The 15809-nt window shown below is 71.4% G+C and carries 12 protein-coding genes; 7 read left to right on the plus strand and 5 right to left on the minus strand.

The window, feature by feature from the left end; genetic code table 11:
* The first annotated feature begins 26 nt into the window (after positions 1–26).
* From V6Z91_RS21275 to V6Z91_RS21305, 7 genes are all read left to right on the plus strand, one after another.
* The gene (locus V6Z91_RS21275; RefSeq protein WP_338760821.1) at positions 27–1034 is read left to right on the plus strand and encodes a hypothetical protein; all 1008 of its coding nucleotides are present in this window, start codon (positions 27–29) and stop codon (positions 1032–1034) included.
* Entirely contained in the window at positions 1031–2068 is a 1038-nt protein-coding gene (locus V6Z91_RS21280) for a hypothetical protein (protein ID WP_338760824.1), read from the plus strand. Before V6Z91_RS21275 ends, V6Z91_RS21280 begins: the two co-directional genes overlap by 4 nt.
* A 78-nt stretch (positions 2069–2146) precedes the next feature.
* Positions 2147–4351, plus strand: coding sequence for a hypothetical protein (locus tag V6Z91_RS21285; RefSeq protein ID WP_338760826.1), 2205 nt, complete (start codon positions 2147–2149; stop codon positions 4349–4351).
* Positions 4352–4366: 15 nt separating this feature from the next.
* Positions 4367–6715: an SUMF1/EgtB/PvdO family nonheme iron enzyme gene (locus tag V6Z91_RS21290; RefSeq protein ID WP_338760829.1), complete on the plus strand. Its 2349-nt coding sequence runs from the start codon at positions 4367–4369 to the stop codon at positions 6713–6715.
* Positions 6716–6826: 111 nt separating this feature from the next.
* Positions 6827–7225, plus strand: a complete 399-nt coding sequence (locus tag V6Z91_RS21295; protein WP_338760832.1) for an OsmC family protein — start codon at positions 6827–6829, stop codon at positions 7223–7225.
* Positions 7226–7229: 4 nt separating this feature from the next.
* A complete protein-coding gene (locus V6Z91_RS21300) occupies positions 7230–8123 on the plus strand; it encodes a pirin family protein (protein WP_338760835.1) in 894 nt (297 codons plus the stop codon).
* Between the two features lie 49 nt (positions 8124–8172).
* Positions 8173–8490, plus strand: a complete 318-nt coding sequence (locus tag V6Z91_RS21305; protein ID WP_338760838.1) for a YdhR family protein — start codon at positions 8173–8175, stop codon at positions 8488–8490.
* 122 nt (positions 8491–8612) lie between these two features.
* On the opposite strand, the gene V6Z91_RS21310 is transcribed toward V6Z91_RS21305, so the two are convergent.
* The 5 genes from V6Z91_RS21310 to V6Z91_RS21330 all read right to left on the minus strand — a co-directional run bounded on the left by V6Z91_RS21310 (position 8613) and on the right by V6Z91_RS21330 (position 15757).
* Positions 8613–10211, minus strand: a complete 1599-nt coding sequence (locus V6Z91_RS21310) for an FHA domain-containing protein (RefSeq protein ID WP_338760841.1) — start codon at positions 10209–10211, stop codon at positions 8613–8615.
* A 184-nt stretch (positions 10212–10395) separates the two neighbouring features.
* Entirely contained in the window at positions 10396–10878 is a 483-nt protein-coding gene (locus V6Z91_RS21315; protein WP_338760844.1) for an SH3 domain-containing protein, read from the minus strand.
* A gap of 41 nt (positions 10879–10919) precedes the next feature.
* On the minus strand, positions 10920–12428 hold the full coding sequence (locus tag V6Z91_RS21320; RefSeq protein ID WP_338760847.1) for a hypothetical protein: 1509 nt from the start codon (positions 12426–12428) through the stop codon (positions 10920–10922).
* 3 nt (positions 12429–12431) lie between these two features.
* Positions 12432–14768: an FtsW/RodA/SpoVE family cell cycle protein gene (locus V6Z91_RS21325; protein WP_338760850.1), complete on the minus strand. Its 2337-nt coding sequence runs from the start codon at positions 14766–14768 to the stop codon at positions 12432–12434.
* Positions 14765–15757, minus strand: a complete 993-nt coding sequence (locus V6Z91_RS21330) for a protein kinase (RefSeq protein WP_338760853.1) — start codon at positions 15755–15757, stop codon at positions 14765–14767. Before V6Z91_RS21330 ends, V6Z91_RS21325 begins: the two co-directional genes overlap by 4 nt.
* Positions 15758–15809 lie beyond the last annotated feature (52 nt).

The following is a 15809-nucleotide window of genomic DNA, read 5'->3' on the forward strand; positions in this document are numbered from 1 at the left end:
CAGAACATGAGGAGAATGAGCCACCGATGAACGAAAAGCGCGAGCCATCGTTGCGGGAACCCGGCGTGGCCGTTGCCGCCCGCTGCGGCGACGGCCATGTGCCGCCGGGCGCCCAGGTCGTCTACTTCGCCGCCGACGGGCAGGCGCGGCGGCCCGTCGCGTTCAACGGCAAGGCGGCCGCGCCGGCGAAGGGCGAAACGGCGTGGTGGTTCCTGCCCGGCCCGCACACGGTCGAGCTGGTGCCGTTCGCCGCCGCGCCCGAAGTGGGCTTGCGGCTGGCCTTCGTGGTCGACACGCCGGACCCGCGGCTGCCGCGCCAGCGGTTCGACCTGTTCCTGTTCAGCGAAGTGGCCGGCCAGGCCGCCAGCCTGGCGCTGGCGGACCTGGCCGCCCGCCTGGAAGCGGCGCTGCGCGCCGCGCTGGAGCAGGGCACGGTCGAGCTGCCACCCTGTACCTCGCTGGACGAGTGGCACGCCTTCCGGGCCGGGCTGGACGAGCTGCTCTACACGCGCTTCGGCATCACGGTGGATGATTGCGTGCCCGTGGAGCTGGCGGACGTCGATTTCGCCGCCGTGTTGCGCGGCCGCGCCGCCGCGATGGCACCGCACGAGGAACCGGCACCTGCTCCCGCGCCGCTTGCGCGCGGGGAGCCCGACGATGCCGTCGCCCTGCGCCGCCTGTTCCTGGAACTGCCCGACGCGTCGCGCACGCTGCGGCAGCTGCCGGCGCCCGATTTCGCCACCCGGCAGGCACAGCTCCAGCGGCTGGCGCTGGCGGCGCTGGATGTGAACACGATGCCCGCGTTGGCCTGGTCGGCGCCCGGGCTGGCCCGGGCGCCGGACGAACGCCGGCGGCTGGCCTCGGCCGCGGCGGCCGCCATGCGGGCGCTGGACGAGCTGTGGGCGCTGCTGGCGCGCATGAAGGGGGCGGGTGGCGGCGACGACGAACTGGACCGCATCCTCTGCAACCTCGCCTTCAACCTGGTGGCACGGCGCGGCCACGCCACCGATGAGCGCGGGGAGCCCTTGCCATGAATGCGACGTGCCGCACCGTGCTGCGCGACGGCCGGGAGTTCACCATCACCGCCACCGTGCGCCCGCGCGCCAACCGGGCGGACGTGAAATGCGCCGTACCCGGCGCGCCCGCGCTGGCCGAGCGCATGCAGGAGGTGGTGCGCCTCGCGCGGCTGACGGAAGCGCGCTTCGACAGCCGCGTGCAGGTCGTGCTGGGCATCGACGGCGTGCCGGGAGGCGGCGAGCGCAATTGGGAGCTGGCGGCCGTGCTGGCCGACCGGATGGCACGCGGCCTGTGGCGGCCCGCCGCCGGGGTGGCCGTGCCGTGCGCGCTGGGCTGGTCCGACGCCTGGCAACTGGGCCGCGTGGACGGCCACGATGCGCCAGCCGTGCTCCCGGCCGGGCCGGACGTGCTGCTCGGCGGCGGCGGCCTGCCGCACCTGGGGGCGTTGGCGGGGCATGCCGATCCGGCGGCCGCCGTCTCGTCCGTGCGCGCCTGGTTCCCGCTGCACAGCGGCGGTGTCAACGATGCACTGGCCTGGGTCGAGGTCAGTGTCAGCCCGCTGGCCGGGCTGGAGGCCGGCGGCGGGGGTAGCGAGGGGGGCGAGGAAGGCGAGGAGGAAGACCGGATCGCGGTTCCCGGCGTCGACGCCGCCGTGCAGCTGGCCGTGCGCCAGGCTTTGGCCGGCGCCCGGCATTTCGATGGCCGCGCCCTGGGCCGCTGGCGCACGGCCGTGCGCTTCGGCGTGCCGCGCTTCACGGGCGATTCCTACCAGCTGGCGCTGGTAATGGCGGACCGGCTGGCGCGTGGCCGGGACTTCGTGCCGCGCGGCCGGCTGATCGCGACCGGCACTTCGGCGGCCTGGCATGCCGGCCAGGTCGACAGCGTGGCGGGGCACGAGGCGAAGCTGGCGCTGATCCTGGCCGAAGCGGCGGCCGGCGACCGGGTGCTATTGCCGGCCGCCTGGGAGCCCGCGCTGCCGCCGGGCTGGCGCGAGGCCCTGCGGGCGAAAGGCGCCTCGTGCGCCTGCGTGGAGCGGATCGGCCTGATCTGAAATCCGATATGAAATCTGCAAGGAAGCCGTGCCTGTTAAAATCGGCGGGCGGTCCTTGGCGAAAGGAAGGAGACTGACATGTTCAAGATGTTCGGCAGGGGAAAACGAGGCGAAGCGGTGTTGCAGGACAACCGCTGGGTACCTGCCGGCGACGAACTGGCGGTCTACTTCGGCGTGCGCGAACTGTCGGGCATCTTTACCAAGACGCTGCGCGTGCCGCCCACCACCCGCGCCTACATCCTGCAGGGCAGCACCGCCACCGAAGTGCCCCAGGGAGAATACGAGCTGGAAGGCTTCTTCCAGCGGCTCAACAACCTGCTGCGCAGCGAACACGCCGAGATCCTGATCACCCGCACCACGCCGCTGCCGGTCGCGTTCGAGCTGGCCGAGCTGCATACGGCCGAGCACCTGAAGGTGAGCGCCAGCTTCACGGTCGGCATCAAGGTCGAGCACGTCCCGGCATTCGCCCAGCATTTCATGACGGCGCCCGGCACCGTCACCGCGCGCCACTTGCAGGAACTGTTGCAGCGTTCGGTCTGGCAGATCGCCGCCGAGTTCGTGGGTGCGCGCTCGATCCGCGAAATGAGCACGAACCCCGACCTGCGGCTGCAACTGGACGAGCGCCTGCAATCGGGCCTGAAACTGCGCCTGGCCGAGTTCGGGCTGGCCGCGGTGCAGGTGGAAACGCTGCAACTGCGCCACGACAAGTACGACGCCAACCGCGCGCGCGTCGGTACCCTGTGGCTGGTGGCCGACGAGCGGCACGTGCAGCTGGAGCACGCCAAGCACCTCGACGAGCTGTACGACGAGGAGGAATGGCGCGCGCTGGCCCGCGCGGAGCAGGAGGCGCGTAACGAGTACCGCCGCGCCGAGCTGCGCCAGGATGCGGCGGTGGACAAGGCCGAGCTGGCGCTGCGCGAATCCGAGCGCATGCAGGCGATCCGCGCGCGCGAGATCGACCTGTATGCCCGCATCGTCGAGTCGCGCACGCGCAAGGCGGCCGTCGAGCGGGGCGCCGGCGCCGCCGCGGCCGAGCTGGAACATGAGCTGGCGAAGACGGCGGCCGGCCACGCCGGCGAGGCGGCCGACTGGGAACACGTGCGCCGGCTGGCCCAGATCCGCATGCGCACCGAGCTCGAGGTGGCGCAGCAGGAAGCGGTGGAACAGCGCGCGCTGGCCCGGCAGCGCTTCGCGCACGGCTTGCACATGCAACAGATCCGCAACCAGATGGAGCAGGCCCTGGCCATCGAGGACGAAGCGCGCCGCCGCGCCGAGACGCAGCGGCTGCACCAGGCCCACCTGGAAGCGGAGCGCCGCGAGGCCGAGATCGAGGCCCAGCACCACGCGGGCCGCCTGCAGGCCGTGGAACTGGCGAACCTGGCGCGCCGCCGCGAGGCCGAACGCATCCGCGAATGGGAAGAAGAGCTGCAGGTGGCAAGGCGGCGCGAGCTGGCGCGCGGCGAGGCAACCAAGGATGCCTCGTCGCAGGTGGAGGTGGCCGGCATCACGGCGCGGCTGGACGAACTGCGCCGCAGCGGCGCCAGCCTTGACGCCATCGCCCAGCACGAAAAGCTGCTGCGCACGATCGAGGCGGACGGCATCGCCCAGCGCCAGGCGAATGCGGTCGCCCACGAGGCCGAGGAAAACCGCCTCGCGCTGAAGCTGCGCGAGCACGAGGCCCAGTGGCAGCAGGAATTGCGCCGGCTGGAGCTCGAGCGCGATGAACGCCATGCGCGCGCGCGCAGCGAGTATGAAGCGCTGGTGGCGCGGCAGAACCACGCCGCCGAACTGGCGCGGATCGACATCGAGCGGATCGGCGCGATCGGCAACCTGTCCGACACCGGCAAGGTGGCACTGGCGCCCACCGCCAATGCGCAGGCGCTGGCGCAACTCCTGAAGGTGCAGACGCAGTCGGAAATGGGCGCCGACCAGTTGCAGGCGCTGGCCTTGGTGGTGGGGGCGGAAAACAGCGTGAGCCCGCTGGACGCGCTGCGCATGGCGCAGCAAAGCGTGGCCGACGAGCGCGCCCGTACCGACGCCCAGCAGGACAAGGACCGCCAGCACCAGCTCGAACTGCTGAAGCTGCAGAACGCCACGCATGCCAATGCGCTGGCGGCGCAGATGCAGCTCGGCGTGGGTGTGGCGCAGGCCGGCGCGCCCGTCCATCATCATCACGCGGCCGTGCCGGCGGGGCCGCGGGTATGCGTGAACGGCCACCCGGTGCCGGCGGACCAGCCGGAAGCGAAATTCTGTGCGGAATGCGGCGTGCCGCTGCGGCGCTGAGACTCGGCAGTATCGATGCAGACGGCCAGGGAAAAGATCCGCGAACTGCGCGCGCTCCACGACGACGGCCTGCTTTCCGCCGAAGAGTTCGAGCGGCGCAAGAACGCGATCCTGGATGCCGAATACACCCCCGGCGGCACGGCGCCGCCGCCCGTGCCGGCGCGGCAGGGGACCGAACTGGGGTTGATGGCCGGCCAGGAAATCGGCCCGCAGCATCGCCGCTACCGGCTGGAACGGCTGATCGGCATGGGCGGCATGGGCCAGGTGTGGCAGGCCACCGACCTCGCCACCCACGCGGAACTGGGGCACAGCGAGCAGGTGGCGGTGAAGATCCTGCCGCCGCAGCTCACGCAAAGCCCGCTGCATGCCCGCCTCCTGGTCGAGGAAGCCACGCAGGCGCGCCGGCTGGCCCACGACAATATCGTGCGCGTCTACGAATGGGCGCAGGACCCGGCCACGGCAAGCTATTTCATCATCATGGAATGCCTGGAGGGCCGCGACCTCGACGCCTGGCTGGCCGAGCACGGCCCCGTGCCGTTCGGCGAGGTGGAACGCATCCTGCGGCCCGTGGCCAGCGCGCTGCAATACGCGTGGGACCGCCACCGCCTGGTGCACCGCGACCTCAAGCCCGGCAATGTGTTCCTCACGGCGCAGGGCGACATCAAGCTGCTGGACTTCGGCATCGCCGCGCGCTCGCGCGACAGCGACGCGGGCTTGCCGCAGGTGCCCAATGCGGGCACGACGGGCTATCGGGCCCCGGAGATCGGCACGCAGCAGGGCACGCCGTCGCCGAAGCTCGACGTGTACGCGGTGGCCGTGATGATCTACCAGATGCTGGCCGGCGCCATGCCGTTCGGCGCCGACCGCTCCGCGCAGGTTCCAGAGCAGATGATCCCCGCCGCGCCGCCCGGCTTGAACGATGCGCAATGGACCGTGCTGCAAAACGGCTTCGCCTTCGACCACGAGGAGCGCTTCGATACCGTGACCGGCCTGCTGGACGCGCTGCGGCGCGCCGCCGGCCCGTCGCCGGAAGAGCTGGCAGCGCAGGCCGACGCCGCGCGGCTGGAAGCCGAACGCCGCGAACACGAGCGCCAGCGCGCGCAGTTGAAGGAGGCGCAGGAGCGGCTGCATGCCGAACAGCGCGCGATGGAGCAGGCGCGCGTGGCCGAGGCCGAGGAGCAGCAGCGACAGGCATTGCAACGGCAGATGGAGCTGACGGCGCGGCGCCGCGCCGAGGCACAGGCGGCCGCGCAGAAGCAGCTGCGCGAAGACCAGGCGCGGCGCGAGCTGGAGCGGCAGCGCCGCGCGGAGGCGGAAGCGGCGGCCCAGGCACGCAAGGAACAGCTGCGCCAGCAACTGCTCGCCCGCCGCGAGGCCGATGCCGCCAAGGCCCGCGCCATCGAGGAGGAAAAGCAGCGCAAGGCGGCACTGCTGAAGGCGCAGGCGGCCTACAAGGCCGAGCAGGAGCGCGCGCGCCGCGACCAGGCCGCGCGCAACGCGGCCGAGCTGGCGGCCCTGATGCCGACGGCGGCCAGTCCCGTGGCCGACCCCAGCGGCGTGCTGCGCGACCGCTTCCTCGACGGCACGGCCGTCGGCCCGGACCTGGTGCTGATTCCGACCGGGCGCTTCCAGATGGGCGGCACGGAACACGAGCATGTGGTGGCGCGCAAGGCCGGCGCGCAGGAATCCTGGCTGGCGCGCGAGCTGCCCACGCACTGGGTCGCCATCGAGCGTTCGTTCGCGCTGGGCCGCTACCCTGTCACGGTGGGAGAGTGGCGCCGCTTCGTGCGCGCCACCGCCTGGGAATCGAAGCTGGGCGTGGACCCGCAGGCCCCCGGCTTCGAGCAGGACGACTGGCACCCCGTGGTGAATGTGAGCTGGCACGATGCGCAGGAATATGTGCGCTGGCTGTCGCTGATGACGGGCGCGCTGTACCGACTGCCGAGCGAAGCCGAATGGGAATACGCGTGCCGCGCCGGCAGCCGCACCGCGTTCTCGTTCGGCGACGAGATCGGCACCGAATACGCGAACTACGATGGCCATTTCACCTACGGTGCCGGGGTGCGCGGGGGGTTCCGCGGCGGCACCAGCAAAGTGGGTAGTTTCCAGCCGAACGCCTGGGGCTTGTACGACATGCACGGGAACGTGTGGGAATGGACCGCGGACCCGGCGCACGACAACTACGAAGGCGCGCCGCTGGACGGCAGCGCGTGGGAAGAGGATGGCGACCCGGCCCGGCGCATGGTGCGCGGCGGCGCCTGGCTGTACCAGCCGCGCTACCTGCGCTCGGCCGCGCGCAACGGCTATTCGGCCGTGCTGGCCAACGACGTGGTGGGATTCCGGGTGGCGCGCAAGCTGGGGTGAGGGCCTTGCCCGACCAGCCCGGGTCTGTCTTTTATGCAGTAGGCGCGGCCGCGGGAAAAGGTGTACATTGCGCAAGAATCAATTGTGCAAACAACACTGCAAGGAAAGCCGATGCCGATCACCGTCCGCCGCGATGCCACCCAACCGATGCGCCACCTCGTCCACGTGCGCAACCACCTGATTCCCGCCGACGTGTCGGGCGAGGAGGGCGGCGCGGACGCGGGGCCGTCGCCGCACGACCTGTACGATGCGGCCCTGTCTTCCTGCAAGGCGCTGACCGTGCTGTGGTATGCCAGGCGCAAGAACATTCCGGTGGAGGATATCCAGGTGACGACCGCGCGCGACGACAGCGAGGAGCGCAAGGGTGTCTACCGCCTGGCCGTCACGCTGCACCTGACGGGCGACCTGTCCGAAGCGCAGCGTGCCGAGCTGCTGTCGGTGGCCGAGAAGTGCCCGGTCCACAAGCTGATGACGAGCGTGACCACCGAAGTCACGACGCACCTGGAGTAGGCCCATGAACATCGCGCACCTGATCAAGGGCCACGACAAGGACCTGGGCGGCGGCTTCATCGTGCGCCGCTACCTGCCTTCCGTGATCAAGCAGGCAGTTGGACCGTTCATCTTCTTCGACCACTTCGGCCCCCTCGACGTGCCGCTCGACGCGAACCACGACGTGCGCCCGCATCCGCACATCGGACTGGCCACGGTCACGTACCTGTTCGAGGGCGCGATGGACCACCGCGACAGCATCGGCACCTTCCAGCGCATCGAACCGGGCGCCATCAACTGGATGACGGCCGGCCGCGGCATCGTCCACTCCGAGCGCGCGCCGGTGGACCTGAAAGGCCAGCCGCACCGCATGCACGGCTTGCAGTTGTGGGCGGCGCTGCCCAAGGCCAACGAGGAAGACGAGCCGAACTTCTCGCACACGCCCGCCGCCGACATCCCCGAGCTGACCGTCGATGGCGCGACGGTGCGCGTGCTGATCGGCGCCGCGTTCGGCCAGGTGTCGCCGGTGCCGACCTATATGGAAACGCTGTACCTGGACGTGGTGCTGGAGCAGGGCGGTGAACTGGTGCTGCATGCGCTGCCTGCCGAGGCGGCGATCTATCCGGTCATCGGCGGCGTGGAGGTCGATGGCGTGGCCGTGGCCGCGAATGCGATGGCGCTGCTCGACACGGCGAGCGCGCCGCGCGTGAAGGCAACGTCCGACGCGCGCTTCGTCGTCATCGGCGGCGCGCCGCTGGACGGGCACCGCTACATGTTCTGGAATTTCGTGTCGTCGTCGAAAGAGCGGCTGGCTCGGGCCGCGGAGGACTGGGAAGCAGACCGCTTCGACCAGGTGCCCGGCGAGACGGAGCGCATTCCCCTGCCGAACAGGCCGAAGCCGCAGGGTACTTACCTGTAGATTCCCCCGCGGCGCGGCCACGCGCGGCGCCGCCATTCACGGAGGACCCATGACCATCGCCATCACCGCCTTCAAGCTGCCGCAGCCGATCAGCCGGGAAGAAGCGCGCCGCATCTTCCTGAGCACGGCACCCACCTACCAGGGTGTGCCGGGCCTGTTCAGGAAGCATTACGTGTTGTCCGAAGACGGCGGTACGGCCGGCGGCGTCTACCTGTGGAATTCGCGGGCCGAAGCCGAAGCACTGTACACGGATGCGTGGCGGGCATATGTGAAGGAAAAATATGGCACCGAAGCTTCGGTGACGTATTTCGACAGCCCGGTGGTGGTCGATAACCTGGCGGGCCGGATCGAGGCGGACGAACGGTAGGATTGTCGGCCGGAACGCCATGTTCCGCGCTCGGCGGCACGGCCGACCCGGCGCCGGCGACCGGGGCCGGGTCGACGCATGAGGTGGGACCGGCCTCCATGGCCGAGGCCTTGGTCCGCCAATCAGGCGGTGTGCATTTCCCCAGCCACCGTTTCGCAAGCCACGCCGCCCGTGCGGATGATGTAACTCTCCGGATAAGGATCCGCCGCGAAGCGGGTGTGCGCCGGCACCCGGCTCAACTTGTCGAGCTGCGCGCTGGGGCCGAGCGCGGTTTCCTTGCCGGTCACGGCGTCGAGGTGCCAGAAGCCCCCGTCGTGGTGGAACAGCAGCGGCAGCGCGGCGGCGACCGGCGCGGCCTGCATGCGGCGCAGCGGGTAGCCGGGATGCGTGTCCGGCGCCAGCACGACGAAGCACTCGGCGCGTGCCCCTTCGTCGATGCGGTGCAGGATCACGCCGTGCGGCATGAGCGCCGTCACCTCGAGCACGGCGATGCCCTTGATGCTGGCCGACAGTTCGATCCTCATGCCGAGGCGCAGCGGCACCGGCTTGTGCTTGCCGGGCCAGACGCCGTCGAGCAGGACGCCATAGCGCGACACGTCCTCGATCTCGAAGCCCAGCGTGCCGCGGCGGATCACCGCGTGGCGGCCGGACAGGCGGCGCGTGAGGCCGGCGGTGTCGATGCCGTCCGGGCCGTAGTGATTGAGCAGCACGTCCGCTTCCGGGTCGACGATCTCCATGCGGCCGAACACGCACTCGCCCTGCGCGAACAGGCGGATATGGCGCTGCGCGCCCGCTTCCGGCGCCGCGTTCACGAACGTGGCGGCGCGGCTCGGGTGCGGGTGGGCCGGGCCCGTGTGCGGCATGTCGATCTCGATCAGGTCCTCGTCCCAGGCGATGGTCGAAAAGCCCAGGTCGATCTTGCCCTGCGGCGCGCCCAGGTCCAGGTGCGCGATGCCCGCATTGCGGGCGGTGACGTCGATGTCCATGCTGCAGGCGCCCTGCATGCCCTGGGCGCTGACCCGCGCGATCGACGCGTCGTCCGCCATCACGCGCACGTTCTTGTGCGTGGACAGGAAGATGCGGTGGATCTCGGTCAGCGTGGCATCCAGGCGCGGCACGAGGATGACGAACGTGCACTCCCACTTGCGCACCGCCTGGCCGGGCTGGCGGCTCAGCACCTCGGCATGGATCTGGTACTGGCCATGCTCGCGGTCGCGCGAGGAAAACTCGACGAATACGGGGCGCCAGTCGCCGTCGACCGAGCGCACGAACTGCTGGTTCGACGCGCCGTTACGGATCAGTTCCGACGACAGGCGGATCGCCAGCTGCGGCGCGCACTCGTTCGGCATGCCGCGCAATTCCATCTTCAGCGTCTGGCGGCCGCCGGCCGCGCGGGGGTCGAAGCCGCTGATGTGCAGCTGCGGCCGCACGCGGATCGGCGTTGCGTAATTGCCAATGGGCTTGGCCGCCGGCTCCGCGGCGGGGGCTTGGACACCACCCGGCACGGCGCGCGCATTGCGCATGGCCGACAGCAGCTCGTAGCTCGACGTCGCGGCCTGTGGTGCCGGCGGCTGCGTGCCGGCGGTCGCGTTGCCCTGCATGGTCGCGCAGGCGTTCACCGGCGCGGCCGCGGGCTGGCCGTGGCCACCCTCGCAGACGTGCTGACCCGGCGCGACCCAGAAGGTGCAGTGCGGGTGTTCGGTGTTGCGGCAAGTGTTCATGAGGGGCCAAGGACGAGATAAGCAAGACTGTACGCGCTTTTGCATCCCCTTGGCAACTCGGCGGTGCCTCGAACAGGGAGGCTTTTAGGCCCGTATTCACCGGTATTGGCCGACATCTCGCGGCGCGCGGCGCCGAACCGTAGCGATCCCTCAACCTTGTCGCAATGGCCTTCCCTGCATCGTCCTATTCGGCCGCCCTGCGCAGCCACAGGCTGCTGGCCCAGCCCACCGAGCCGGCGCCAGGGCCGTCATAGCGGATGCGCCACCAGTCGCCGGCATGTTCGCCGGTGGGGATGACGTACGACCCGGCGGGCACCACGGCTTGCCGCGCCGAGCCCACGCCTGCCGCGTTGCGCACGTTCAGGTCGCGGTGCACCCGGTAGCGCTGGCCGGCCACCGGCAGATGGGCGGATGGATGTTGCGCCGGCACGTCAGCTTGCATGCTGGCGGTCCGCATGTCCTCGGCCTGCGCCGCCGGCGTGCCAGCCGCGTGCAGCAGCAGCGCGCCGCATGCCCACGCGCCGCCGCCGAGAATCGCCAGGCCGCGCGCCGTCGGCCGGCGCCACCAGCGCTCCGGCGTGAGAAAGGCGGCCAGCACCAGCGTCAGCGCCAGGCCGAGCGCGTAGGCGAGGGCGCCGTGATGGTCGGCCAGGGTCGGCAGTGTCATCTTCGCTCCGTTGTCAGGATTGCTGCTTGGTCATCGGAGCTTCAGGCGTCGAAGCGCAGCACATAATGGCCCGCCACCAGGTGATGACCCGGCGGCAGCACGACCGGCGCGTCGTCCTCGATGGCGGCGACGAAGCGTAGCCCGGCATCGAGGTGGTACAGCGCCTGCGTGGCGGACTGCCGCGTGATCGTCAAGCCCTGGGGCGCCGCGTCGAACGCGAACGCCGTGCGGGACAGGCCGATGCGGTCCGGGCTGGCCTCGGCCGCACCGTCCTCCCGTGCCAGCAGGCGCGAGACGTCCAGCACGCGCAAGGTGGCCAGTGCCGGGGTGCCGCGCCCGAAGCTGCCCCGGGTGACCGGCGCGGCCACCGGCACGGGCAGCGCGACGAAGGCCGCGTAGCGCTCGGCAAGTTGCGGCGGCACCGCTTCGATGCGGATGCTGCGCTCTCCGCAGGGGGCGAAGCTGGATGGCAAGGCGATCGGCTCGCGGCCGGCTGGCGTGACGGCGTACAGTGCATCCTCGGCATCCACGGTCAACGTCAGCGCGCTCTCCGCGGCCGGCGCGACGGCCAGCGTGCGGTCGAACGGGACGGACAGCGCGGAGGCCCCGGTGCCCCGATAGCGGCTCAGGCGGGGCAGGGCCAGCGCGGCCAGCGTCAGGCGTTGCCGCGCGCCCGGCGCGAACGTGGCGTCGCTCTGGCCCGGCCGGAACGCGGCGGGGCGGGGCGGCTGGGGCACCGCCGTCGGCTCGTCCAGCGGCGCCGGCGCCGCCATCGGGGCTTGCACGCGCGCTTGCCATACGGCCGGCCTGGCCAACGGCTGTGCCGGCGGCGGCATCGTTGCCGGCATGCCGGCGCGCGCTACCTTCAGCAGCAGGCGCTTGCCCTGCAAGTCGCCCTTGCGGGTGACCACGTAATAGCCGAGGCGTTCATCCAGCCGGCATTCGAGGGCATCCTTGGGCCGTACCTGGATCACCGGCGGCGCGTCCGCACCTTCGTTGATCAACAACAGCGTGCCCGCGGTGCCGAACGGCCAGCCCGGCGCGCTGTCCTGGTCGATCACGGCCAGGCGCTGGTTCGGGTAGACGGGGCACACGCTCTTCCATACGGCCGAGTCGATGGACGTGCTGACATGGAACAGCACCTTTTCGTCCGGCCCCGGCAGGTACACGGCATGGCCGAAGCGCACCTCGATCTCGCCCGGCTCGAGCTCGTCGGCACCGGCGACGTGGTAGCGCACCTGGTCGGTGCCCAGCAGGTCGCCGAAGTCCTTCTGGTGCAGCGCCGCCAGCGTCTGCGCCAGGTCGCGGGCCCGGTTGCCGCGCGTGAGGTGGTAATCGTCGTCGACGTCTTCCTGCGGCAGCCGCAGCGTCACGTGGGAAAAGCAGCGCGTGGCGGCCTTGCCGCGCTGCTCGCGCGGGCAGCGTTCCAGCAGGTCGCGCAGCAGCGGGCGGCGCGCGAACAGGGCCAGGCCCGGCGCCTGCCAGATCGCCTCCGCGTTGAAAACGTCGGGAATGCGGCCCAGGACTTCGTGTTGGACATAGATCGGCATGGTTTACTCCTGTGGTGAACCGACATGGATGGTCATCCCTAGCAGGGGGAGCAGGAAAAACAGCAGATGGCTGCCACCGGCGGAGAGAAAACTCATCGGCTGGCCCATGACCGGCAGGATCGCCAGGTTCGTCCCCCAGGACAGCAACAGGTGCCCGGCCACGAATGCCGCGCCGCCGCACAGCGTGAACGCTTGCAGGCGCAGCAGCCACGCCTGGCGGAAGCCGCGCGCCGTGGCGCCGGCACGACCTAGGCGCACCGCGGCCGCCACGAGGCCCGCCACCAGCGCCGCCTGTGCGCACCACAGCGCCAGCGCAGCGAGCAGGCCGTGGCGGTGCAGCAGGAACGCCGGCGCGAAGTCGTCCTGCACGGCCGGCAGTGCCATCACGCCGCCGCCGGCCTGGCCGAGCGTGGCCAGGCCGAACATGCCGTCGCTGCCCAGCCAGCCGCCGGCGGCGATGGCGGCCGCGCCTTCCTGCACTTGCTGCCCCGTGTGCGGATGCCGTGCCGGCTCCAGCCACACCTGGAAGCGATCGCCGTAGAACGAGGCCGGCACGTGTTCGGGCCCGCCGGTGCGCAGCGCCGCGACGATGGCAATGCCGGACAGCACGACGCAGCCCAGCAGGCCGGCGGCGAGCCAGCGCCGCGCGGTCAGCGCGTAGGCAAACGTCATTGCTCCGGTCCACAGCAGCAGCAGGATCAGCGGCGAGTAATCGTCCACCTGCACGAGCGCGCAGCCGAGCAGCGCCAGGAACAGCAGGGCCGGCGCGATCAGCCGCAGCCAGCGCGCCCCGTGGCCCGGCTGTTCGCGATGATCCGCGCGCCAGCCCATGCGCAATGCCAGGCAGTGCGCGGTGAGGAGCGTGAGCACGAGCTTGGCCCCTTCCACCGGCTGCATGTCGAACACGCCCGTCTCGTCGCCCCACACGACCTGCGCGGCCAGCAGCAGCAACGTGCATGCGGCCGCTGCGGCCAGCAGCCATTCGATGCGGCGCTGCGAGACGGCCGCCGGATACAGGCGCCACAAGGCGATCGCGCCGCTGCCGATCGCCAGCAGCGCCGCCGTCTTGCCGTAGTAGCGCAGCCAGCCGGTGTCCATGCCGGCCAGGCCCAAATTCAGCTGGCACAGCAGGCCGGCGCCGATCAGCAGCAGTGCCGCCGCGGCGGGCGGCGGGACGCGGCCGGTGGGCATGAACCACGCGCCCACCGCGCAGGCGGCCAGCAACAGCGAGCAGCCGGCCGAGGGCGGCTCGCCGCCACGCTGGAACAGCAGGGCGGCGCACCCGGCCGCGAGCACGAGCGCCGCGGCCGGTGCCCGCAGGCGCCGGGCGAACGGCGCCAGGGCCGAGCGTTGCCGGCGCATGTCGGCAAGCGGTCCCAGGATATTGCCGCGCCGGCGGGCGGGCTCCCGGCCCAGCCGGGCTGCCGCGAACAGAGCCAGCGCGGGGGCGCCCGTCGCCAGCCACATCGCGGCAGGCGCCTGCCACAGCGCGCGCTGCCGCCATTGCCACGTGGCCTGTGGCGGCAGTGTCATTTCCGCCACCGCGTGCAGGGCCACGCGGCGCGCCGGGGTCAGGGTCAAGGTGCCATCGTGCAGCGCGATGGCGTAATGCGTCCGGCCGACAGTCAGCGCGCCGACGCCGGCGAGCGCACGCTCGTCGTCGCCCAGGCTGGCGCCGTCAGCCTGCATGCTTGTCTGTCCCCCCAGCACGAGTCCGTCGCCATGGCGCGCGACCTGGCCGCCGCTCTCGACACCGACCAGGCCGACCCGATTGCCGCAATGGAGGTTGCCGCCGAAGACGAGCGGCCGCGCGATCGACAACGCCTGCGGCACGGCGCGGTTCCACAGCGCCACCGCATGCGCGGACCACGGCGCGCCGGGGCATTGCGGCTGTGCTGCGCCATCGCGAAAGACGGTCGCGCCATCGAAACGCCAGCGCGTCGCCCCATCGGTAAACGCCAGCTGGCCAGACGCGGCCGGCAGCACGGCGAACCGGTGCGCGCCGATCCCGAAGCTGCGCAGCGTGGCCGGGTCGGCGGTGCCCAGGCGGTCGTCGCTGCCGTTGCGCCTCAGCACGGGCCGTGCCGGACCCGATGCACGGACGCGCCAGGCGCCATCGGCGCCGCGGCTGAACACGAGGCGCGTGCCCGGCGCGCCGACGGCCGCGAGCTGCGCCGCTTCCAGCGTGGCGGTGCCGGTCCGCTCCAGGCGGATCGCGATGGCGGAGGGCAGCCACATGGCCGGGGCCCGCAACAGTGCGAACAGCTGGAGCCCGAACAGCGCGGCCAGCAGCGCGAGCAGCAACCTGAACAGGAGCCCCTGGCTCGCCGGCGCCGTCATGCCCGGCCTTCCAGCGCCGCGGCGCAGCCGCGCACGATGGCGGCGCGGCCACCGAGGGCGATGCGCACCGTGTCCAGCATGCGGCTGATGTGCAGCGCGTTGCGAGGCCGCTCGCCCGGTTCCCTGGCCAGCAGGGCCGTCAATAGCCGCAGCGCCGGCTCGCGCGCGGCGGCAGGAAGACTGGCGGCGAAGGTGGCCGCCTCATCGTCGGCCAGAACAGGCTGGAGCGGCCCGCGTTCCAGCATGACCCGGGCGCCATCAGCCAGGTGCTCGCGGTAGGCATCGCCACAGGCGGCGCACCAGCGCAGCGAAGAGCCGGTGACGAGGAAGAAGTACAGCGCCCCCAGCGCGAAATAATCGCTGTGGCGGCCCGTGGCATAGCCGCCGCCCGCGGCAGGGAAGAACTGTTCGGGCGCCTGCCAGTTCGCCGTCCCGCAATACGTGTGCGCCTGCGCCGCCGCCAGCAGGCGGTTGGTGCCGAAATCCGCCAGCTTCACGGTGCCGGTGGCGGCATCGACCAGCACATTGGCCGGCTTCAGGTCCAGGTAGCGCCAGCCATACTGGTGCACCTTGGCCAGCGCGCCGTTCAATTGGCTTATCCAGTCCAGTACCTGGCGCACGTCCGGTGCGTCGTCCTGGGCGCGGCGGCGGGCCACATGGCGGCCGAGATCCCCACCCATCAGCTCCAGCGCCAGTACCGGCAGGCCATCGTGCCAGCCGCTGTCGACGAGGCGCACGATGTGGCGGCCGTCCCATGGCCGCAGCGCTTCCAGGAAAGCGATCTCGTTGCACGCGCTGTCGATCCAGCGCTCGCGCTGCCCCGGCTGCGCGCGTTCCATCTGCTCCGCGTTCACGAGCTTCAACGCCACGTCGGGCATGCCCGCCGGTGCCGCGGCACGCCAGATGGTGCCGTACACGGACCCGCCGATCCGCTCCCGCAATTGGTAATGGCCCTTTCCGAGGGCGATGGTGGTCTCGCGTGCCGGCATCGTTCACTTTCACGTTATCGATGGCCGCTAGCGGGGGGAGGGGGAAAGCAGC

This window comes from Massilia sp. METH4 (genome assembly GCF_037094685.1).
Taxonomy (GTDB): Bacteria; Pseudomonadota; Gammaproteobacteria; order Burkholderiales; family Burkholderiaceae_D; genus Rugamonas.